General features: G+C 47.7%; 20 protein-coding genes and 2 tRNA genes. 5 read left to right on the top strand and 17 right to left on the bottom strand.

Features of this window, described 5'->3' with window-relative positions; translation table 11 throughout:
- Positions 1 to 262: 262 nt before the first annotated feature.
- The 16 genes from DKW60_RS07245 to dusA form a co-directional block, all read right to left on the bottom strand.
- On the bottom strand, positions 263 to 1,168 hold the full coding sequence (locus DKW60_RS07245; RefSeq protein WP_109836974.1) for a LysR family transcriptional regulator: 906 nt from the start codon (positions 1,166 to 1,168) through the stop codon (positions 263 to 265).
- The gene (locus DKW60_RS07240; RefSeq protein WP_109836973.1) at positions 1,165 to 1,959 is read right to left on the bottom strand and encodes a carbon-nitrogen hydrolase family protein; all 795 of its coding nucleotides are present in this window, start codon (positions 1,957 to 1,959) and stop codon (positions 1,165 to 1,167) included. Before DKW60_RS07240 ends, DKW60_RS07245 begins: the two co-directional genes overlap by 4 nt.
- A gap of 5 nt (positions 1,960 to 1,964) precedes the next feature.
- Positions 1,965 to 3,131 carry a M24 family metallopeptidase gene (locus DKW60_RS07235; protein WP_109836972.1) on the bottom strand — a complete coding sequence of 389 codons (1,167 nt, stop codon included), beginning with the start codon at positions 3,129 to 3,131 and terminating at the stop codon, positions 1,965 to 1,967.
- A 107-nt stretch (positions 3,132 to 3,238) separates the two neighbouring features.
- Positions 3,239 to 4,327 carry an NADH:flavin oxidoreductase/NADH oxidase gene (locus tag DKW60_RS07230; RefSeq protein ID WP_109836971.1) on the bottom strand — a complete coding sequence of 363 codons (1,089 nt, stop codon included), beginning with the start codon at positions 4,325 to 4,327 and terminating at the stop codon, positions 3,239 to 3,241.
- A 38-nt stretch (positions 4,328 to 4,365) separates the two neighbouring features.
- Positions 4,366 to 5,070: an SDR family oxidoreductase gene (locus tag DKW60_RS07225; RefSeq protein ID WP_109836970.1), complete on the bottom strand. Its 705-nt coding sequence runs from the start codon at positions 5,068 to 5,070 to the stop codon at positions 4,366 to 4,368.
- 116 nt (positions 5,071 to 5,186) lie between these two features.
- A complete protein-coding gene (locus tag DKW60_RS07220) occupies positions 5,187 to 6,023 on the bottom strand; it encodes an NAD-dependent epimerase/dehydratase family protein (protein WP_109836969.1) in 837 nt (278 codons plus the stop codon).
- A 15-nt stretch (positions 6,024 to 6,038) separates the two neighbouring features.
- A complete protein-coding gene (locus tag DKW60_RS07215) occupies positions 6,039 to 7,247 on the bottom strand; it encodes a pyridoxal phosphate-dependent aminotransferase (protein WP_109836968.1) in 1,209 nt (402 codons plus the stop codon).
- On the bottom strand, positions 7,244 to 8,104 hold the full coding sequence (locus DKW60_RS07210) for an HpcH/HpaI aldolase family protein (RefSeq protein WP_109836967.1): 861 nt from the start codon (positions 8,102 to 8,104) through the stop codon (positions 7,244 to 7,246). The genes DKW60_RS07215 and DKW60_RS07210 overlap by 4 nt, the downstream gene beginning before the upstream one ends.
- Before the next feature lie 52 nt (positions 8,105 to 8,156).
- Positions 8,157 to 9,377, bottom strand: coding sequence for an NAD(P)/FAD-dependent oxidoreductase (locus tag DKW60_RS07205; RefSeq protein WP_109836966.1), 1,221 nt, complete (start codon positions 9,375 to 9,377; stop codon positions 8,157 to 8,159).
- Positions 9,377 to 11,098: a hydantoinase B/oxoprolinase family protein gene (locus tag DKW60_RS07200; protein WP_109836965.1), complete on the bottom strand. Its 1,722-nt coding sequence runs from the start codon at positions 11,096 to 11,098 to the stop codon at positions 9,377 to 9,379. Before DKW60_RS07200 ends, DKW60_RS07205 begins: the two co-directional genes overlap by 1 nt.
- A 78-nt stretch (positions 11,099 to 11,176) precedes the next feature.
- Positions 11,177 to 13,306: a hydantoinase/oxoprolinase family protein gene (locus tag DKW60_RS07195; protein ID WP_109836964.1), complete on the bottom strand. Its 2,130-nt coding sequence runs from the start codon at positions 13,304 to 13,306 to the stop codon at positions 11,177 to 11,179.
- A 108-nt stretch (positions 13,307 to 13,414) separates the two neighbouring features.
- Positions 13,415 to 13,828, bottom strand: coding sequence for a universal stress protein (locus DKW60_RS07190; RefSeq protein ID WP_109836963.1), 414 nt, complete (start codon positions 13,826 to 13,828; stop codon positions 13,415 to 13,417).
- A 163-nt stretch (positions 13,829 to 13,991) separates the two neighbouring features.
- Positions 13,992 to 14,067 (bottom strand) — tRNA-Asn (locus DKW60_RS07185).
- A gap of 115 nt (positions 14,068 to 14,182) precedes the next feature.
- Positions 14,183 to 14,258: transfer RNA gene (locus DKW60_RS07180), tRNA-Asn, on the bottom strand.
- A gap of 19 nt (positions 14,259 to 14,277) precedes the next feature.
- Positions 14,278 to 15,324 (bottom strand): hypothetical protein, encoded by a 1,047-nt coding sequence (locus DKW60_RS07175; protein WP_109836962.1) that lies wholly within the window; start codon positions 15,322 to 15,324, stop codon positions 14,278 to 14,280.
- A 3-nt stretch (positions 15,325 to 15,327) separates the two neighbouring features.
- Positions 15,328 to 16,269 (bottom strand): tRNA dihydrouridine(20/20a) synthase DusA, encoded by a 942-nt coding sequence (gene dusA, locus DKW60_RS07170; RefSeq protein ID WP_109836961.1) that lies wholly within the window; start codon positions 16,267 to 16,269, stop codon positions 15,328 to 15,330.
- Positions 16,270 to 16,387: 118 nt separating this feature from the next.
- Here dusA and DKW60_RS07165 point away from each other — a divergent pair, with 118 nt between their 5' ends.
- From DKW60_RS07165 to DKW60_RS07145, 5 genes are all read left to right on the top strand, one after another.
- Positions 16,388 to 16,720, top strand: a complete 333-nt coding sequence (locus DKW60_RS07165; RefSeq protein ID WP_109836960.1) for an FUN14 domain-containing protein — start codon at positions 16,388 to 16,390, stop codon at positions 16,718 to 16,720.
- Positions 16,721 to 16,789: 69 nt separating this feature from the next.
- Positions 16,790 to 17,605 carry a 3-methyl-2-oxobutanoate hydroxymethyltransferase gene (gene panB / locus DKW60_RS07160; RefSeq protein ID WP_109836959.1) on the top strand — a complete coding sequence of 272 codons (816 nt, stop codon included), beginning with the start codon at positions 16,790 to 16,792 and terminating at the stop codon, positions 17,603 to 17,605.
- Between the two features lie 21 nt (positions 17,606 to 17,626).
- Positions 17,627 to 18,613, top strand: coding sequence for a DUF2157 domain-containing protein (locus DKW60_RS07155; protein ID WP_109836958.1), 987 nt, complete (start codon positions 17,627 to 17,629; stop codon positions 18,611 to 18,613).
- Positions 18,610 to 19,716, top strand: a complete 1,107-nt coding sequence (locus DKW60_RS07150; protein ID WP_109836957.1) for a DUF4401 domain-containing protein — start codon at positions 18,610 to 18,612, stop codon at positions 19,714 to 19,716. The genes DKW60_RS07155 and DKW60_RS07150 overlap by 4 nt, the downstream gene beginning before the upstream one ends.
- Positions 19,709 to 20,197 (top strand): GDYXXLXY domain-containing protein, encoded by a 489-nt coding sequence (locus tag DKW60_RS07145; protein ID WP_109836956.1) that lies wholly within the window; start codon positions 19,709 to 19,711, stop codon positions 20,195 to 20,197. The genes DKW60_RS07150 and DKW60_RS07145 overlap by 8 nt, the downstream gene beginning before the upstream one ends.
- 32 nt (positions 20,198 to 20,229) lie before the next feature.
- On the opposite strand, the gene DKW60_RS07140 is transcribed toward DKW60_RS07145, so the two are convergent.
- Entirely contained in the window at positions 20,230 to 21,402 is a 1,173-nt protein-coding gene (locus tag DKW60_RS07140) for a winged helix-turn-helix domain-containing protein (protein WP_109836955.1), read from the bottom strand.
- Positions 21,403 to 21,405 lie beyond the last annotated feature (3 nt).

Here is a 21,405-nt window from a genome sequence, read left to right as displayed (position 1 = left end):
ACTTTCAATCATAACTCTTGCCTTTAATGTTCGCATCATTAGAGATTAGATCTGACATTTCCTTAATTTTCATTTAGGTCATCCTTTATTAATTAATATTTTTACTAGAAGCGGCATACTTGAAACTTGGCACTTTAGATTACCGCATGTGGCTGGAGTATATTTATACAACTTGCTCAGTCCAATGAATTATTGCTAATAAATAGAATTTGAATGAAATTAGCTAACTTTAAATATTCCATAGTGCAAAGCTATAGAGATCTCATGAGTGTGCTCTGGAAGTGCCAAAAAGCTTAGTGATATTCCCTGCTATTGTTGCCGCCGAACTCACCAACCCCGATGATCTTTCAGCATCAAACCGCGCCAAAAAATGCAAACTCTCTGGCGTCCAAGAGTAATTAATCTTCACCAATTCCCCGGATGCCAGTTCATTCTGCACCATCACCTCAGGTACTGTGACTACACCCATACCATCCGCCGTCATGTGCAGGCAAGCTGAAAGATTTGTTGAGGGCACGATGCGCACATTGTTTAGCGGGCTAAAGTGATTCTCAACTTCTTCATAGAGTCGGGTGTTTTTAGCATGAGTCAGAATAGGGTAGATGGCGAGGTCTTCTTTGGTGACTTCCTTTTTTTTATGCAGTCCCATATCCGGCGAAGCAACCCAGATAAGCGGGTAGGTGCCTAAATCCTCAGAGCCACTGGTTTGATGCACAAAGGGTTCGTTTTGCAATGCTAAATCGATTGAGCGATCCATCAGTTCTTTTTCCAGATTGACTGAAACATCAACGGTCAGTTCAACAGCAATATTGGGATAATGCTCTTTGAGTTCTCGCAGAAACTCCCGTAGCCACGTATGCACTACCATTTCAGTCACACCTAGCTTTAGCGAGCCTTGAAATAGGCTGTTTTTACCCGATGCAGCCGCTAGTTCTTCGGTACTGCGTAAGACTTTCCGAGCGTATTTTAATAGCTCTTTGCCTTGAGAGGTGAGTCTGACTGAGCCTGCATCACGCTCCATTAAATGGGCACCTAATGCAGCTTCCAAAGAGGAAATTCTTGCAGAAATATTAGGTTGAGTAGTGTTCAAACGCGAGGCAGCTTTGCGAAAACTGCCAAGGTCTGCCACCCAAATAAAGGCTTCGATTTGCTTTAAATTGAAATTCATTCCTGCAGTATCGCATCTTTCAAAGTCTGTCTCAGCGCTTTCACGCCTTGTAAGTAAGGCAGTCGCTGTTGTGATGCCACAACTTTGTCAGCTGTAATCTCAGTAATGATAAACGCTTCATTGTCACCCGCACGCGCAGCATCTTGGCCATCAGGAGCAATAATACAGCTCTCACCAAGATAATTAAGATCGCCTTCGGCACCCGCATGATTGGCATACATTAGCCAGACGCCATTTTCAAAAGCGCGTGTAGGCATGACTTTGCGTGCTACCACAGCCCAGTTCTTTACTAAGGCAGTGGGAACAATAATCAGCTGCACTCCAGCCTCAGCCATCGCTCGGATGGCCTCCGGGTATTCCGCGTCATAGCAAATCAGAATTGCACAGCGTAAGCTGTTGAGTTCGAACAGCGTTGGCTGAGTGCCTGAGGAAAAATAATCACTTTCAAACCCGGGAGGCAGCAGTAGCTTACGGTGATTGGCAATCACTTCACCATTGGCATCAATACAAGCTGCTGAGTTATAAATTGTGTCGTTAGCTCGCTCGGGGTAGCCGTAAACAATGGCGGTAGAATAGCGATTGGCTAATCCGGAAATTGCTTGACGAAACCTACCTTTATCGAGGTTTTCAGCTAGCGCTATCAGTTGGTCACCGACAGCATATCCGGATAAAAACAACTCAGGACAGACCACCAGTGCTACATCATTGGAACTGAGTTGTTTTTCCAGTGCAGCCAATCGTTGCTCCTGACTAAGTCCACCTCCTGCACATTGAAAAATAGCTGACTTCATTGACCTTATCCGGCAATTAGAATTTTACGGGGGTAATTGGTGAGATAGTCTGAACCTGTCTCGGTAACCACTATCGAATCACCAATGCGGCCACCCAACTCACCATCCACTGAGATACCACCATCAACGGCAAAAGTCATACCGGGTTGGAGAATGGTTTTATCACCGGCTTTTAGCTCTGGCGACTCCAGATATGACATGCCAATCGAACGTCCTGTGCGGTAACCGGTTTCAAATCCTTGTGATTGATAAACCTCATTAGCTGCTTCAGCAATGGACTCTGCGCTGACTCCCGGGCGAATAGCACTGATCGCTGCTTGTTGTGCGTCAATAGCAGTTTGTTGAATTTTAGCGGCCTTGTCTGTGACAGTTTCAACAAAAAACATGCGGTCAAAGCCTAGTTTGTATTGTTTGAACTGCGCCATATTGCAGAAGCAGAAGTAAACCGGATCACCAATAGCGAGTGCTTTGACGTTGGCCCTTCTATGTACCATTGAAGTATCACGTCCGGATTGCATAATTTGTAGATTATGAATCATAGGTGAAACAAATGCTTCCCAGCCTTTATCTGTCAGAAACCCTGCTGCTTTGCGTGTGCCTGCGTTGATTACTGCTAGTGCTGCTTCATATTCTGGTATACCCGCAGCTAATGCGTCTTCTGCTGCATGCATCATTGCTCCGGCTATCTCGCCGGCTTGTTTCATAACTGCTATTTCTTCAGGAGATTTGATAGTTCGCATTGCGCCTAAGATGGCAGCAACATCGTTTAACACTGTGCCAGGTAAATAATCGTCGAACCAGTTGCGAACCAAGGCAGGTAATATTGCACGTTCTACAGCAAGGGTTTGTGTGCTGGTTTGACTGTTAATCCCCAGCGCTTTGGCTAAGACGTTTTCCCAGCGATTCGGTCCGGAGTCTTCCCACGTCAGGACATTATCCACCCATGTCATGGCTGACACCATCTCACTTTCCATCAGTGGGGTGATGACAATGGGCGCCTCATCAGGTCGTACAATTAAGAAAGTAGGGCGTCCAAACTCGACGGATAAATATCCCCAGAACCCCGCAAGATAAGCAATAGAGCTTTCATCGGTTAGGATGGCAATATCTATATTGGCATCTTTCAGGCGCTGTTGGAAAGCAAGGGTGCGCTGGCGAGCTTGATCTAACATGGAAGTCTCCTTATTAATATTCCATGCTTAGGTATACGAGTACCTTCATGAAATATAAAGCAATATTTTAAGGGGCATTCCCTAAGCAGCACTTGCCAGCGATCTCTCTAGCCAACAAAAAAACTGACCTGCGTCGCCACATGCTGCTTTGCATCCACGCCCAGCTCCTGAGCCGCTTGCAGTGGCCAGTATGGATTGCGCATCATCTGGCGCGCCATTAGCGCAATATCCGCCTGACCATTGGCAATGATTGCCTCAGCTTGTTTAGCATCGGTAATAGCCCCAACTGCCATGGTTGCAATGCCTGTCGCAGCGCGGATGTCACTCGCAAGTCCCACCTGATCTGCCGTGCGTGTTCCAACCGATGCCCGGGCAGCAGGCGTAGCGCCACCTCCGGAGCAATCAACAAAATCTACGCCACGTTCCTTCAACCAGCCAGCCATTTGAATGTTGTCTTCAACGGTCAGGCCACCTTCAATCCAGTCCGCAGCAGACAGGCGAACGGCCAATGGCAGATTCTCCGGCCACACGGCGCGTACTGCTTCGACTGTTTCTAGCATCATGCGTGCGCGATTTTCTGTGCTGCCGCCATACTCATCATCACGTGAATTAACCAGTGGTGTGAAAAAACTGTGGAGTAAATAGCCGTGAGCACCGTGGATTTCCAGTAACTCATAACCTGCTGCCAAGGAGCGTTTAGCGGCATCAACAAACAGGCCTTGCATGGCTTTTATCTCCTCGATAGTCATTTTATGAGGCGTTTTCCAAAGTCGTACACCGTCATCGTCAAATGCAACGTCCGAAGGACCGATCACTGGCCATCCACCAGCATCATCTGCAAGGTGCGCGCCACCGTCCCAAGGTCGGGCAGAGGAACCTTTGCGGCCGGAATGTCCGATCTGAATACCGGCTACCGCACCGTGCTGTTTGATAAATTGGTTAACCGGAATTAATGCCTCGGCTTGCTCATCATTCCAAATACCTGCGCAGCCCGGAGAAATTCGTCCGTCCGGGCTAACAGCTGTGGCTTCAGCAATAATGAGTCCCGCGCCACCAACGGCACGGGAACCCAAGTGCACCATATGCCAGTCATTGGCGACACCCTCAACGGAGGAGTATTGGCACATCGGAGACACACCAGTCCGGTTGCGGAAGGTGATGTCTTTGATGGTGAGGGGGCTAAAAAGTGCTGACATATACGGTACTCCTGCTAGGTTCTTTATATGTGATGCTATCAGACGGAACTGGTTAATCCACCATCAACGCGTAAGTTTTGCCCTGTGATGTAACTAGACTTATCCGAGGCTAAAAAGGCGACCGTTTCACTAAGCTCACGGACTTTGGCATAACGTCCGGCAGGAATACGTGCCAAACGATCTTCAGTCGAAGGTAAGCTGTCAATAAAGCCGGGTAGCACGTTATTCATGCGAATATTTTCAGCGGCAAACTGGGTACTAAACAGTTTGCTATAAGCCGCTAAACTGGCTCGGAATACACCTGAAGTTGGGAATAGCGGGTCAGGTTCAAATGTGGCGAAGGTGGAAATATTGACGATTGAACCACCCCCTTGCTTTTGCATGATTGGTAACACTAAACGGGTCATGCGAATCACATTCATCAGGTAGTAATCCATGCCCAAGTGCCAGTCATCATCGCTAATTTTCATGATGTCACCTTTAGGACCATGACCAGTACAATTGACCACCGCATCGATTCTACCAAAGCGTTCCATAGCTAATTCAACGAATGTCGTCAAATCTTTTGGTTCGAGTACTGAGCCAGTAAATCCCAGTCCGCCAAGCTCCTTGCCTAATACTTCCCCTTTACCTGAAGATGACATCACACCAACATCGTAGCCATCTTCTGCGAGCTTTCTGGCAGAATCTGCACCGATACCACTTCCGCCACCGACAACTAACACAACTTGTTTATTAGACATCTTTATTCTCCTGAATATTACTCGCGATGCTGTTAATCCATCGCAGATTTTGTAAGCAGTCACACTTGCTCAATAGGTAGGGGCCTGCGCATACCAGAGGCTCCTAATGCGAACTGTTATGTAGTTTTCTTATCATCCACAACGTTCATATTCGCCAGACCACTATTACCAATTTCCACCGTAGCAAATGGCCCACCCTGACACATATGTGTTAGATCAGTTGGATCGAGATGTTCGGATTCTGCTAATACCTTCTCAGCAAACTGCTCAGCATTATCTTTCGGGCGATAGCCTAAGAAACTTGCCTTGTGATTATCTACAGGTGCACGGTCATTATTCGATACACCATAAACAATCGAAAAGCCTGTCACTGGCGTATTGATTGAGGTCTCAACCAAATGAATCAGATCATCATAAGAAAGCCATGAGCCGAGTGAACGTGGGTTGTTTACCTGAGCTGCTGACAAAATGCGCATACACACAGACTCAAGTTGGCGCTTATCCCAGTACAAACTACCAAGGTCTTCGGCAAAACACTTAGCCAACCCGTAGAAGGTATCTGGACGATGCGGAACATCCGTACCGATAAATTCAGTCTTAGGATACATACCGACAGCATGAATCGAGCTGGCATAAACCACGCGACGCACGCCTTGTTGGTAGGCCGCTTCCCACACATTGTAAGCACCGATGATATTCGATTGCAGAATGTCATCAAACGGGGCTTCGTCACCAATCGCACCGAAGTGCACCACCATGTCAGCGCCTTCTAATACCGCCATCATCTCATCCAACTTGGACAAGTCGGCTTTAACGTATGACTCGCCATCGTAGAGTTTGCCGATGTCTTCAACTAAGTCGGTTGAAACGAGGGTGTCAGCAAGTTTGGTCAGTGGCTCGCGAAGGTAAGAGCCAAGGCGGCCAGCTGCGCCAGTTAGTACTAATTTTTTCATAATGATCTCACTTAATCAGGGGTGTTTGAGTTGAGCTACGCAGCTTGCAATGCGGCGTAAAGCTTCCGATAAATTCGTTTCAGAATTAGCCATTGATATTCTGAAAAATGGACTGAGGCCGTAAGCACTGCCGGGTACTGTCGCGACTTGAGCGGTATCCATAATATAGGCGACAAACTCAGCGTCATTTTCGATAATGCCACCGTCTGGAGTGGTGCTATTCATGAGCGCCTCACATCCAATGAGGGCATAAAATGCACCACCTGGTGCATCCAGTGTTAAGCCGGGAATATCAGCGACTGCATTGACGACCAGATCTCGACGTTTTTCAAATGCTTGTCTGAAACGTTCGACCTCATCCTGCGGGCCGTTGAGTGCAGCGGCAGCAGCTGCTTGAGCGATTGAGCATGCACCGGAAGATATCAGCGACTGCATTTTAGTCATTGCGCTGATCAGTTGCTCTGGACCTGCTCCATAACCAATACGCCAGCCTGTCATTGCATAAGCCTTGGAAACACCATTGACGGTGAGAACTTGTTCGCGCAAGTTGGGGCTTAGAGCTGCTAGAGAGGAGTATTTACGGTCATCAAAAATAATGTGTTCGTAGATTTCATCTGCTAAAACCAGTACCTGCGGATGACGTGCCAGAACAGCACCTAGCGCGAGTAACTCATCATCCGAATACATTGCGCCTGCTGGGTTGGAGGGTGAGTTGAAGATTAGCCAGCGAGTGTTGTCGCTGATAGCGGCTTCCAGTGCTGCGGGAGTAAGGCGAAAACTGTTATCGGCATCACAACGTATAAATTTGGGTTGTCCGCCAATCGCTAACACTATGTTTTCATAGGAGTCAAAGTAGGGTGCGCATAGCAACACTTCCTGATCTGCTTCCAAAGTAGACATGAGGGCGCCGAAAATGATCTGCTTAGCGCCATTGGATACGATGATTTCAGAGGGAGTAAAGTGCAGCTGATTGTCCCGTTTAAATTTGGCGATAATGGCTTTTTTCAGCGTATCAGTGCCGCCATTAGGTGGGTACTTTGTTTGTCCGTTTAATGCGGCTTGGTGAGCGGCCTCGATAATGTGCATTGGCGTGTCGAAGTCAGGTTCGCCTAAACCCAGATCAATCACCTCATGGCCTTCAGCTCGTAGTTCTCTTGCGCGTTGGCTGGTGGCGGCAGACGCAGAAGGGCGTACTGGATCAAGTCGGGAGGCCTGAAAACTCATTCGCCGTTTTCTCCATGGCTATCGATGTCGCTGACCTCGGAGGTACTTTCAGAATTACTGTGATTGACCGGATTCTTAATAGTCTCTTTTACAGCGCCACGCATTTTTGCAAGCAATTGATCCGAGCTTTTGGCAAGCAAGCCTAAGTCAGAGCCACAGGCGACAAAGCTAAAACCTTGCTGAAGTAAGTCCGCAGCAAAATCAGGGTCACCAACTAAGGTACCAACCGGAATACCTTTGCTAATGAGTTTTTTAGCTTGTGGCAAAATCAAGTCCCACACGGCCTTATCTAAGGGCTTGCCGATGAGTCCAATATCCGCAGCAATATCAGCAGGGCCGAAGAATATCCCCGTGACACCATCGACCGCTGCAATATGCTCGGTTTGTTCCAATGCCACACGTGTTTCGATTTGCAGAAGTACTGCCGTTTCATCTTCAATGCGACTGCTGTAATCGCTGATTCGGCCAAAAGCATTAGCACGTGTAGTACCACCCATACCGCGAATACCTCTGGGAGGATAGCGCGTGGAAGCCACTGCTTGTTCGGCTTCTTCAACCGACTGAATCATCGGGAACAGTAAGCCGGGAGCGCCGATATCTAATAGGCGCTTGACCAGTACCGGATCATTCCATTGCGGGCGAACAATAGCGGTGCTGTTAAATCCCGAGAAAACCTGTAATTGCCCCATGACGGATTGAAGGTCATTCGGTGTATGTTCCATGTCCACCAGTACCCAATCATAAGCAGAATGTGCCACTACTTCGGCAGCAAACGGACTGCAAAGACTGACCCATAAGCCGATTTGTTGCTTGCCTTCGCTGAGTGCTTTGGTGAATGGGTTGCTGGCGAGTTTCATGAATCAGCTCCCAAGGTATGTTGCTTAAGTTGTGCTACTAGTAGACGTCGACTCATATCACCGCCTTTTCCACAAAGGGTTCATTATTCACAATACGCTCAAAGTTAAACGGCGATAAATCCAGCTCTCGGTATTCACCATAGGTAATTAACTCCGCAGTACCACGTCCCATAGCCGGTGATTGTTGGAAGCCATGACCGGAGAAGCCATTCACAAATATAAAGTTTTCGACCTCATGGTGTGGGCCAAGGATTGCGTTTTGATCGAAGGTATTAAACGCGTAATGCCCCGCCCAAGAGTTGATGACTTTGATGGCTTCAAACTGTGGGATACGGTTGGCGATAATAGGCCAGAGCTTTTCTTCCCAAATACTGTGGTCTTGCACGAAGTCATGGTAATCCACGGCTGGATCAACATCTGGCGGACAGCCTGCGAGGTAGTACTGGCCTTCCGAGCGCATGTGTACACCGCTAGGGTCAATGGTTAGCGGCAGGTCACGATCCAGTGGTTGCTCCGCATCAAATATGAAAGTGTAGCGTTTGCGTGGTTCAACGGGTATTTCAATACCCGCCATGCGTGAGGTCAGCACGGCGCGAGGGCCCGAGGCATTGACCACTTTACCGCAGGCGATTACTTCACCTGATTTCAGGGTGATGCTCTCGACGCGACCGCCGGAATCATTCTTAGTCATCGCCACCACTTCGTTAGTAAGGTACTCGGCACCCCGTTCTTTAGCAGAGCGCTTCCACCAATCAAATAACGTACCACCATCAAAATAGCCTTCATCAATCAGGTTGTGGTTGGCTCCGATAATATCTTCCAAATTATAGAAAGGGTAGGCGGCCTTAATGGCTTCAGCGGTCATGTATTTTGTACCTGCACCGCAAGCTTGTTGTACTTTTAAGCTCTCTTTCAGTACATCAACAAAACCATCGTTATCAGCCAGATACATATAGCCATAGCTTTGGAAATGAAGCGGAGGCACGCGTTCATCATTGCCCATGTACTGCTGGAAGTTTTTTACAAAATCCGCTGCGAATTGTGAGATACGCACATTGATCTCGCGGGAAAATTGCTGGCGCATGCAGCTGTTAGTGTGAGCCGTCGAGGTGAATTCATAGCTGGGGTCTTTTTCAACTACCAGAATAGAGCCATCAAAATCCGGATTATCTGTCAGAAACCAGGCAACGGAAGAACCGAGCATTGCACCACCGATAATCACCACATCATAGCTGGACTGCTTGGGTGCTTGTGTTTGTTGGGTCTTCTGCATTAGATTGATTCTCCTCGTTGTGCGGCTTCGACAATAGCAGCGATTTCCTGATCGCTAAAGCCATAATCACGCTTAGCCGTAGTGGATGAAATATAACCGCGTGCTAAATCACGTTTAACTAGCTCAGGGTCGCGTTCGCTGGCCTCTCCATAACCCCCGCCGCCGGGAAACGCCATAATGACACGTTGACCATGTGGTACGAACTGCTTTCCTTTGCCTTTCATAATGCTGCCATCACTGCGTTTGATAACGGTAGGCGCGCCACTTTGTCCTCCTTGACGACCGTGAGCAGGGTGATCTACGCGATCTAACATGGCAGAGAAATCAAATTCATGACCTTCACGGGCGCTAATTTCCATGTGCTGACCTAAGCCGCCACGTAATTTGCCAGAGCCACCGCTATCCTCGCGTAATTCTTTGCGCCAGATGATCACTGGACCAGTGTGCTCAGTTGCTTCAACCGGCATGGTCATTACGCCAGACGGGAAGGCTGTTGCATTCATGCCATCCACGCTTGGGCGGGCACCGGAGCCGCCGGAGTTAAACGTCAACACTTCAGCACGAACAGCTTCAGGTGGTGCTTGCTCATCGGTACGAGGACGCACAGACACTTGGAAATTACACAGCGTACCGGCTCCTTCTGCTGGAACGGTATTGGGGAGTATTTTATCCAAGGCATTGTAAACAGCATCCGGCAGCATATGGCCGATGACATGGCGCAGTGCAACGGGGGCAGGGTGGAGTGCATTTACAATACTGTTTTCTGGCGCGGTAATCTTAAAAGGCGCTAAAGAGGCGGCATTGTTGGGAATCTCCGGCGCAATTGCACACTTCAGCGCATAGCAGGCATAAGCCTGTGTATACACCAAGGGCACGTTGATGCCTTTTTTATCCAATCCGGAAGTACCTGCAAAGTCACAGAGAATGTGATCGTCTTTGATTTCCAAATGTACTTTTAAGTCGATTGGTTTGCTGTATCCATCGATACGCATTTCCCCATCCGCTTCGGCATTGTTTAAGGCAGCGATTCGTTCGACAGTGGCGATGTGTGAGTTTTCCAGTATAAATGCTGCAATACCGCTAAGATTTTCCAGCCCGAACTCTTCCATCATTTCTACCAAACGATGATGGCCGACTTCGTTACACGTTGCCAGCGCATACATATCGCCCATGGCTTGGTCTGGCTCGCGAACATTGCCACGAATAATCATTTGCAGGGTCTTATCAAACTCACCTCGCTCGGCAAACTTCATGATAGGAATGTATAAGCCTTCTTCGTAGATAGAATTGGCATCAGCGCCAAAACCGCGTCCGCCGATGTCCACGATATGCGCGGTGCAACCGAAGAATCCGACGTGCTTACCGTTATGAAAAGAGGGGGTAACAACCGTGATGTCATGCAGGTGGCCAGTGCCTTCCCAAGGATCGTTGGTGATGTAGACATCGCCTTCGAACATATTTTCATAACCAATGCGCCTGATGAAATGACCAACCGCATCGGCCATCGCGTTAACGTGCCCCGGTGTTCCGGTGACGGCCTGTGCCAACATGCGCCCCTGAGTGTCATAAACACCGGCAGATAAGTCACCAGCCTCACGCACGGAGGTTGAGAACGCGGTACGAATGAGGGCTTGTGCCTGTTCTTCAACAACGGATATCAGGCGGTTCCACATGACCTGATAGGCAACGGTGGAGGCTTGGTTTGCTGTGCCATTACTCATAAGTGACTCCTTGCTGCTTGTTTGATATGGACTGTGAGTTGCTGAAATGACTGTTGATAGGCTTCTTCGTGAAAAGGCTCATGACTTTGTCCTCACATCAATACAGCCGTCACTTTGGCGAATGGCTTGGCGGCTGGATGGTAATACTATGGTTGTCTCATCTTCAGTGATTACAGCTGGCCCTTCAACTAATTGACCGTCTTGCAAGTCATGGCGCAGTACTACGGTGGCCTCGACACTGTTACCCAAAGCAGGATCAAATAACGTGCGAGTACGTTTTTTCTCTGCCAGAGACATTTCTGCTGAGGCTGGGGATACATCGGTTTTATTTCCGGCTGCTTCGCCTGATCCCGTTAATACCTCAACAGGTTCCACCAATTCAGTTGGTGTAGTGGCATTCACTGCCCACACCGTGATTTCTATATCCATGCCTTCAACGGCACGGCCAAATAAACTGATGTAATCCGCCTCAAATAGCTGCCTGAAAACGGTGGCGTCAGGATCTAATGCTTGTGCTTTATTGAGAGCAATCGGTAGCTCCCAGCCCTGACCGGAGTAGCGCATATACGCTTTGTACTCTGAAATAATCTCTGCATCAGCATCACAGGAGCGCACAAATTTTGTAGCTTCAGTTTCAAGATCTGTGAGTAGTTGACGAATCACATTGGGTTGGAAGTCAGATAATCGCATATACACGCTGCGGTTCGCCTCGAAACTAAACGGTGCGCGCAAGAAACCAATGGCAGAGCCAACGCCTGCACCAGCTGGTACCAGTAAGCGATCAACACCGAGCTTTTCACACAGTCGTCCGGCATGTAGTGGAGCGGCACCACCAAAAGCGATCATAGTGTAATCAGCGAGGTCTTCACCATTTTCTACCGCATGAACGCGTGCGGCATTCGCCATGTTTTCATCCACTACTTCGGCTAAGCCGTAGGCGGCGGTGAGGGCATCCATATCTAAAGTATTACCCAGTACAGTTTCCAACGCTGCTTTGGAATTGTCGGTATGCAACTGAATGGAGCCACCTGCGAAATTGTCAGGGTCAAGTTTACCCAATACTAAGTCTGCATCGGTGACTGCAGGGCGTTCGCCACCTCGACCGTAACAGGCTGGGCCGGGTTCAGAGCCTGCGGATTCTGGGCCAACGCGGATTTGTCGCATCGCATCCACATGTGCCAGTGAGCCACCACCTGCACCGATTTCCACCATATCAATCACGGGAATTGATATGGGCATGCCGGAGCCTTTCTTAAAGCGATAAGTGCGGGCCACTTCAAATACACGGCTGGTCTTTGGTGTTTGATTTTTGATAAGGCAGATTTTGGCTGTAGTGCCGCCCATATCAAAAGATAAGACTTTATCGAGACCATAACGAGCGGCAATGTTCGCAGCAAATACTGCACCACCAGCAGGGCCTGATTCCACTAAACGAACCGGAAATTCTGCGGCACTTTCGATGGAGATAATGCCGCCACCGGAGTGCATGAGGAAGATCGAGCAATCCACGCCTTGTTGTTTGAGTTGACCTTCCAGACGACCCAAATAGCTTTTCATCAGCGGTTTGATGTATGCATTTGCTACCACCGTATTGAAGCGCTCGTATTCACGCATTTGTGGGGAGACTTCGCAGGATAGCGATACCATGGCATCTGGCATTTTATCGGCCAGCACTTCACGCACTAATTGCTCATGAGCAGGGTTTAAATAGGAGTGCAGCAAACCAACCGCGATACTTTCATAGCCAGCATCTTTAATACTATCGATCAATGCTTCAACGTCTTCACGTGCTAGTGGAATGAGCGCATTGCCTTGCGCATCCACTCGCTCATTTAAGATAAAACGCTGTTGGCGAGGGAGTAGTGGTTCGGGAATCGTTAGGTTGAGATCGTATTGCTCGAACCGCGACTCTGTGCGCATTTCAATGACATCACGGAAGCCTTGGGTGGTGATCAATGCAGTTTTCGCGCCGCGTCGTTCAATGAGTGCATTGGTGGCTAATGTAGTGCCGTGAATGATTTGACCAATGTCTGAGGGCTGTACATCTGCTAGCTGACAGACCTGCTGCATGCCGTCGATAATGGCGTTTTCAGGCGCGGCGTAGGTAGTGAGGACTTTAGTGGAAAACTGCTCTTCACCAACCTCCAGAACCACATCAGTGAACGTGCCACCTATGTCCACACCCATACGAATAGAAGATTGAGTCATCTGCAGCGTATCCTTTACCAAACAATGTGGCATCAGAATACGATGTGTATAAGATTAGATCCAATTATTTTATGGGATCAATAGGATCAGGTTTTATGATCTTACGAATCAGCGAATGACATGCACCGCACACGAAGCATGACGAACAACCCGCGCTGCCGTAGACCCAAGAAAATAGTCCTGCAAGCCGGGTCGATGCGAGGCTATGATAATCAGATCTGACTCGTGCTTGTTAGCATATTCAATAATCGTTGAGCCAGCAGAACCGTCTTCATTAATGATCTGAACCTCAACGTCGCTGACACCCTCAACTTCTTCAAGCAGAGCAGTCTTTGCTTCAGACCAGGTTCGTTCAATTTGATCTGCTGGTAAATACTGAGCGACAGAAGCAGGAATATGACTCATTGCAGAGATTAGCGTTATTTTGCCATCGTCAGCTTTGAGTAGTTGTGCCAACTTAATGGCTTCTTGTGTATTAGCAGGGTGGCTTGGGGCAACGGGAATCAGAATGTGCTTGTACATGATGAAACTCCTAATAATCTTACAAAGGTGTAAAAATCATAGCTTGTGGCTAGGGTTTCATAATAAGTGAGTGGTGAGCTAGCGTATTGATATAAATCAAATAAAGTCACTTTAAACAGACACAAAAAAGCCCGTCAAATTACTTTAACAGGCTTTTAAAATATGGCTCCTCAGGCAAGACTCGAACTTGCGACCAATTGATTAACAGTCAACTGCTCTACCAACTGAGCTACTGAGGAATTGTTTGAGCGGCGTATAATAGTTATGGCTGGCTTGTTCGTCAACTATAAATTGAAGACTGGTTAGCAGCATAAAAAAAAGCCTGTTAAATTGCTTCAACAGGCTTTTAGAATATGGCTCCTCAGGCAAGACTCGAACTTGCGACCAATTGATTAACAGTCAACTGCTCTACCAACTGAGCTACTGAGGAATCGTTTGAGCGGCGTATATTAGTTATCCGCGGCAGCTTCGTCAACTTCTTTCTTGAAGTTTCGTACAAAAAAATTAGACATTGCTAAGTCGGCTGGTCTGGCGACGTGATTTGCTAATATTTCTTTCAAAACAGGGCAAGTCATAAAGCTTAGCTTGGTGTTTATAAGGCTTACGTCAGCACCAAGGTATCGCCATGATTGATTGGTTTGGCAATTACAGCTATCCCACTGTGACATGATTTGTTGCACATGGTGGTTTTCAGCAGGCATACCCGGCTTACACGGTTCGTTTAACTTGACTTCAATTTCTAAAGAGTCGATGAGAATAGACTGGTCTTGTGGAATGTAGCCATACTTCTTTTTGTACTGAGTTTTAAAGACATCGCGCATCATATCGATAGGCATGCACTTCATTAGCAGACTATGTTCAGTATCACTATAACGCATGCGCAAGTGCCAACAGGCCTGTAATGCATCCGGACTGATGCCCTTTTTCATGAGGGATTGAGTGCAATGCTCACGCAGTTTGCGTCCGCTTTCTTCGATCTCTGACATGCTGATGTCGTCAAGAAGCACATTTAATTTGCGCTCACAGCTAGGTGGTGTTGCAGAGTCTGGGGCAGGCTTGCCTAAGCTGAAGTGTTTAATGTTGAGTATTTCGGCGAGAAGTGCCAGTCGAAGATAAGAGGTGTTGCTGCTGCAGTAAAGTTCTGTGGAGTTTGTTAATGTTTGTTTAAAATGTTTTCTTAAAATATCTGCTTGTTGTTCGATGTCATAATGAATGGCGGCCAGAGCAACTTGTTCTGCTTCCAGCCAATGGCCGGTTCGTTTTTCGTAGGCCGTGACAATACGATGAATAATATGAGGGAGCTCTGAGGGTTGTTTTGTTTTTGATGCCTCGGCTTCACCTAATAGTTCATAACACTCTCTAATGTCGATTAATTGATTATCAGAGGCAGCTGCATCTGTGGATTGGCTGCTTAGATAACGTGTAAATCGTTTGGTAAATCGCTGACTCAGGGTCTTTTCGCCCTGATTTGTCATATCCCGTTTCGCAAATAACATGAATTACTCCGATTCTTTGATATGGCTCGCGGCTTCCCGCAAGACCTCGATACCAGCGCCTGGCTTATAGGCCTGTTCACTAATATGTCGACGCCAGGCCTTCGCTCCTGTCATACCCTGGAATAATCCAAGAATATGTCGCGTCATATGTTTCAGAGGCACTCCCTCGCTAAGACGTGCTTCTATGTACTCACTGAACTGATCTAAGATCTGCATGCGACTCGCATTAGATCCTATGTCATTATATATCATCGCATCTACATCTATCAGATGATAGGGATTGTGATAGGCCTCTCTCCCAACCATCACACCATCAACTGACTGTAAATGGGTTGTACATTCGTCCAATGTCGTGATGCCACCGTTGATAATGATTTCCAACTGGGGGAATTCGCGCTTGATCTGATAAACCAAATCGTAGTTCAGCGGTGGTATATCTCGATTTTGCTTGGGGCTAAGCCCCTGTAACCACGCTTTTCGGGCATGCACTATAAAGGTATTGCAGCCAGCTTCAGCAACGGTACTGATAAACCGTCGTAAACTCACTTCTTCGTCTTGCTGGTCGATACCGATACGGTTTTTGACCGTTACCGGAATTGAGACGGCATTTTGCATTGCTGAGACACATTCTGCAATGAGTTCAGGTTCTGCCATGAGACAAGCACCGAACGCGCCGCGTTGTACACGGTCGCTGGGGCAACCGACGTTGATATTGACCTCATCGTAACCAAAATCTTCTGCCATTTTGGCGCAGATGGTCATATCTTGTACATCACTACCTCCCAATTGTAGAGCAATTGGATGTTCTTGGTGATTAAATTTTAAGTAACGCTCATTATCTCCATGAATGAGGGCACCTGTAGTAACCATTTCGGTATACAGCCAGGCATTTTTGGAGAGTAAACGAAGAAAATAACGCTCGTGGCGGTCTGTCCAATCGAGCATGGGGGCCACGCAATAGCGTCTTGGGGAGTGTGTCAAAGCAGTTTGCCGATTTTTAAAAGAGGCAAATTATACCGTAACACGCTAGAATTCGAACGACTTTTTAATAAGGATAAAAATAATGGATCCACAACAGTCAATAGAAACTGGGAACTGGGTCGCTTTGGCGGCATATATGGGCTTTAGTTTTTTCGTTGGCTTCGCCATCGGCTTTGCAGTCAAAACCTTTCTGAAAATCATGTTTTTTGTGGTTGGAACGATTCTTTTAGTGCTTTTTGTGCTTCAGTATAACGGCATGATTGATGTCAACTGGGCTAGCTTTGAAGGCAGTTATAATGCATTAATCGCCTGGATATCACCACACCTTGGCGGTTTGAAAAACTTTATCACTGCAAATCTTTCATCGGCTGCGATGGCAGGGATGGGGTTGTTTCTGGGTTTACGCCGTCGATAGTCAAACCACGCTATATCGATACGCCTTATTTGCTATGATTAATCTTTGCTAATTTACGGGGAGCACGCAATGTCAGTCCACAATGCACCACAGTCAGTCACAATCAAAACCTTGGCTAAACTAAAAGCAGAAGGGAAAAAGTTCAGTAGTATGACAGCATACGACTATTGCTCGGCCTATGCGGTCAGTAGTGCCGGTGTTGAAGTCATTCTGGTCGGTGATTCATTGGGAATGGTGATTCAGGGGCATGACAGCAGTTTGCCGGTGACGATTGAGGATATAGCTTACCATATTCGCTGTGTGCGACGTGGTAATGTGGGCAGTATGATCATGGCAGATATGCCATTCATGAGCTATTACTCAGAAGATGTCACGTTAAAGAACGCTGCAGTGCTGATGAGTGAGGGCGCTCACATTGTTAAGCTGGAAGGTGGTGCTTGGTTGGCGGAAACCACTCGTCTACTTTCAGAGCGAGGAATTCCTGTTTGCGCGCATATGGGATTAACGCCTCAGTCAGTGAATCATTTAGGTGGTTACTCAGTGCAGGGACGTGATCCTGATGCTGCTCAGTTGATGGTGGATGAGGCCTTGATGTTGCAGGAGGCCGGTGCAAGCATTCTGTTATTGGAGTGCATTCCGGAAGAACTGGGTGAGCGGATTACCAAAGCACTGACGATTCCTGTTATCGGAATTGGTGCGGGTGCTAAAACTGATGCACAGATTATGGTGTGGCACGATATGATGGGCTTGTGGCCCGGTCGTCCGGCTAAATTTGTTAAGAATTTCCTGAGCGACACGGACGGCAGTATTCAGGATGCAATCAAGTTATATGATGAGCAGGTAAAAGCAGGGACGTTCCCTAGTGCTGAGTATAGCTACGAATAATTCATAAACGGGCTGCTGATAATGAGAAAAAGCAAACGTCTGCTGTTGCTGGAATGGGCTGAGCAGTCGCGGATTGATCCTGAGCGTTTGACTGAAGCGATGCGTGTCAGTGATGTATTGCCTTCGGCTGATGATTGGCGAGGGTTTCTGGATACCTTACTATTGTGGTTGGGCGCGTTGCTGACTGCGAGCGGTGTGGTGTTCTTCTTTGCCTATAACTGGGATGATCTGGGACGGTTTACCCGTTTCGCTCTGGTCGAGGGTTTGCTGCTTGTTGCTTTGCTGGGTGTATGGCGTCTGGGTATCGACCGACTGAGCGGCAAAATCGCCTTGATGGTGGCAGCCGTTTTTGTGGGTGTATTATTGGCTTTGGTGGGGCAAACTTACCAAACCGGTGCGGACACTTATGAGTTATTTGCGGTTTGGTGCGTACTTATCCTTCCCTGGACGCTCATCGCCCGGTTCGATGGGCTTTGGGTTTTCTGGTTATTCCTGCTCAATGTCGCTGTGATTATTTACTACGATACTTTCGGCGGTATCTTTGGTGTCGTTTTCGGCGTTGAGCAAATGCTATGGCTGTTATTCCTGATCAACACGACTGCTTTGCTGGTGTGGGAGTTCTTAGTGAGTCGTGGCCATTCCTCACGCCGAAGCATTCGCTGGATGACTCGTCTACTCGCTACCGTTAGCTGCGGCTTGATCACTGCACTGGCAATCTTCGGTATCTTTAGTGACTCTCAGTGGTTGTCCCTGTTAGGACCCATTATTTGGTTAGTGTGGATGGTTTGCGCTTACCTGTGGTATCGCACTGTGGTGCTGGATGTTTATGTACTGGCAATCGCTGTGTTGTCGGCTGTAGCAGTGGTAAATGTTGTTTTGGCGCGTATTCTTTTCAATGGCGTGCTTGAGCATTCCGGTGGATTGTTAGTGATGAGCTTGTCTGTGATTGGTTTGTCTTCATTCGGTGCATTCTGGTTGCGTGGTGTCGTGAAAGGAGCGCAAACATGAAGAAATCCTCTCATTCCTTGCTCTGGCAGAAGTTGCTGACACAGGGTTTAGTGACCGGCGAAGAGCCAGAATTTAATGACGACACGGCGCCGTGGTATGTGCGAACAATGCTTGGTATTGCTGGTTGGGTAGGTGCCATTTTGCTACTCGGTGCGTTATTCGGTGGCTTTGCGCTACTGACGGACTCTGCAGTGGTTGCGGGTATGTTAGGGGCTGGGGCATGTTTGGTGGCAGTCATTATTTACCGTGCCACTCATCATAATGACTTTGCGAAACAGTTTGCTTTTGCGGTGAGTTTGGCAGGGCAGGCGCTACTGGTCTACAGCATCCTCAAAGGGCTCAATCTGTTTCAGGATACTGAAGCGTTTATCAGTAGGGTTAGGCAGGTTGCGATGGTGCTTGTGGTTCTGCAAAGCATCCTGTTTCTGGTCGTGCCAAATATTTTGCATCGCACATGGTCCGCATTGATTGGTGTGGGGGCGGCAGTTTTTCTATTGAACCAATACGGTTTATATCCCTTTACACTGGCAATTACTTTAGCTGCCGGGACAATGCTATGGCTGCAAGAGTTTCATTGGGCGAGGTATGGGGAAATGCTGCGAGCCTTGGGGTACTCATTAATTATCGTCAGTATTTCTCATTTACTCACACAGAATCACTTCTGGGATGATGGTCGCTTTTGGCAGAATGTCTTTGGTATACAATCATTAGGTGGTGCGGTCGGTGAATGGCTGGCGTCGTTGTGTCTGGGGGTGATACTGATTGCCTTGGTCTTTGTATTGCTCAAGCGTGGCGAGATCGCACTGGGCAGTAGCATCTCAATCGCGTCATTAGTGCTTGCCGTGCTGGTGACGCTTATTGGCTTACAGGCACCCGGTATTACGGTTGGTATCGTCGTGGTCTTATTAGGTTACTCGCGTGGTAACACTATTTTAACGGGCTTGGGTTTGGTAACGCTGGTGGTGTTCATTTCACAGTTCTATTACCTGTTACACCTCACACTTCTGCAAAAATCAATTTTGCTCTTTGGGAGTGGTTTGGTTTTGTTAGCGGTACGACAAGTTCTCAAACATTTCTGGCCCAAAGGAGCAGCAGATGCGTAAGTATTGGATAGTGCTGCTGGGAGTGCTGATCTTAATGCTGGTGAATTACAGTATTTATCAGCGTGAGCAATTAGTGACGCATGGTAGGACGGTGTTACTAGAATTGGAGCCTGTTGATCCTCGCTCCTTGATGCAAGGCGATTATATGGCCTTGCGCTTCGCTGTCGCCAGAGAGGCCCGTGCCTTAATTCAAGAGAGTAAGGCAAGAGATGGCTATGTGATACTAGCCCTTGACCAGCAAGGCGTCGGACGCTTTTCTCGTATTGATGACTTGTCTGACTTAAAAGAGGGCGAAGTTAAAATGCTTTACCGATTGCGCGGAAGGGCGATTAAGTTTGCGACCAATGCATTTTTCTTTCAGGAAGGGAAGGCGAAGTTATATGAGGCAGCTAAGTACGGTGAGTTTCGTGTTGATGACTCGGGTGATTCCGTACTGGTCGCGATGAGAGATCAAGGTTTTGCAGTGATTGGCGCTGAGTAACTTCAGTCAGTGTATCTCCTGTTAGATCTGCTTTAATTTAAAGCAATATCAAAAGGCTTATCCAGGTGATGAGCTTTTATTATTTCTAAAGTCTTTCCACCATTGAATCTCATAAACGCTTGAAGTGCCGGTTGTAGGTGCTCAAGCACGAAGTCGGCATTGTTACTTTCTATGTAGAGGTTATGTACGCTGAGATGTCCGGTTTTACGATCTATTTTGGCATCAAGCCTGCCAACAAACTCCTGACCTTGCAGAATGGGTAAGACAAAGTAACCATGTTTGCGTTTATCTTTTGGTACGTAGCACTCAATCTGATAATCAAAGTTAAACAAGTCCCGCATGCGTTGTCGTTGAATTAGCAGATTGTCGAAGGGTGAGAGTATTTTCACTTTTTGACGGCTCAGTTTCTTCTCTAGCAGGCTACAATAGTCACTGAGGGCAAAATACTTGAGATCACCGACACTCACTGCCTGTAGAGCTCCCTCTTTAACCAGTTCCATACAACGCGCCTGAATGCCGGGCTTGATTTTTTTACGCAGATAGCTAATTTCAGCCGCCGTTCCCAAGCCATTTGCTGACAAATAACGCATGATGAGGTGATCAAAAAATGCTTGTTCACTGGGTGTTGAGCTATCTATGTGGTCAGGCAGCACGCGCTCAGTCAGATCAAAAACCTTCTGGAAGCCCTGGCGTGCAGTGATCATTAGCTCGCCCTCCATAAATAATTGCTCCAGTGCGCGCTTGGCAGGCTTTTGCTCCTCCCATCCACCTTGCACAGAACGCTGTTGAGCGAAGTCCGAAGCTTGTAACGCTCCCTCTGCACGAATACGGTCAAGCACGTAGGCCATTTCTTTGGGTTCGCGCTTGTACCAGTGTGTTTCGCCATTCGCCAGCGCATGTTTGCGGGGAAGGGAATAGCGGTAATCACTCATCGGTAAAAAAGCGGCAGCATGTGACCAGTACTCGAATAGATCCCGATCATTGAGTGCAGAGTCGAGCTGTGAAGGATGGTAGTGTTTGAGACGATTCCACAATGTGTGATGGTGGGCGCGTTCGACCACCGATATGGTATCAATTTGGATATAGCTGAGTTTTTCAACGGCATCAACGACACCTGCTTTGCCAGTTTTAAAATCACTCTCGCGATGGATTCCTTGGCTAATCAGAACTAATTTTCTGGCATCACTGGCCGTCAGTTTTTGCATCGT

This window comes from Leucothrix pacifica (assembly GCF_003172875.1).
GTDB classification, from domain to species: Bacteria; Pseudomonadota; Gammaproteobacteria; order Thiotrichales; family Thiotrichaceae; genus Leucothrix; species Leucothrix pacifica.
This window is presented reverse-complemented; position numbering and strand designations above follow the sequence as displayed.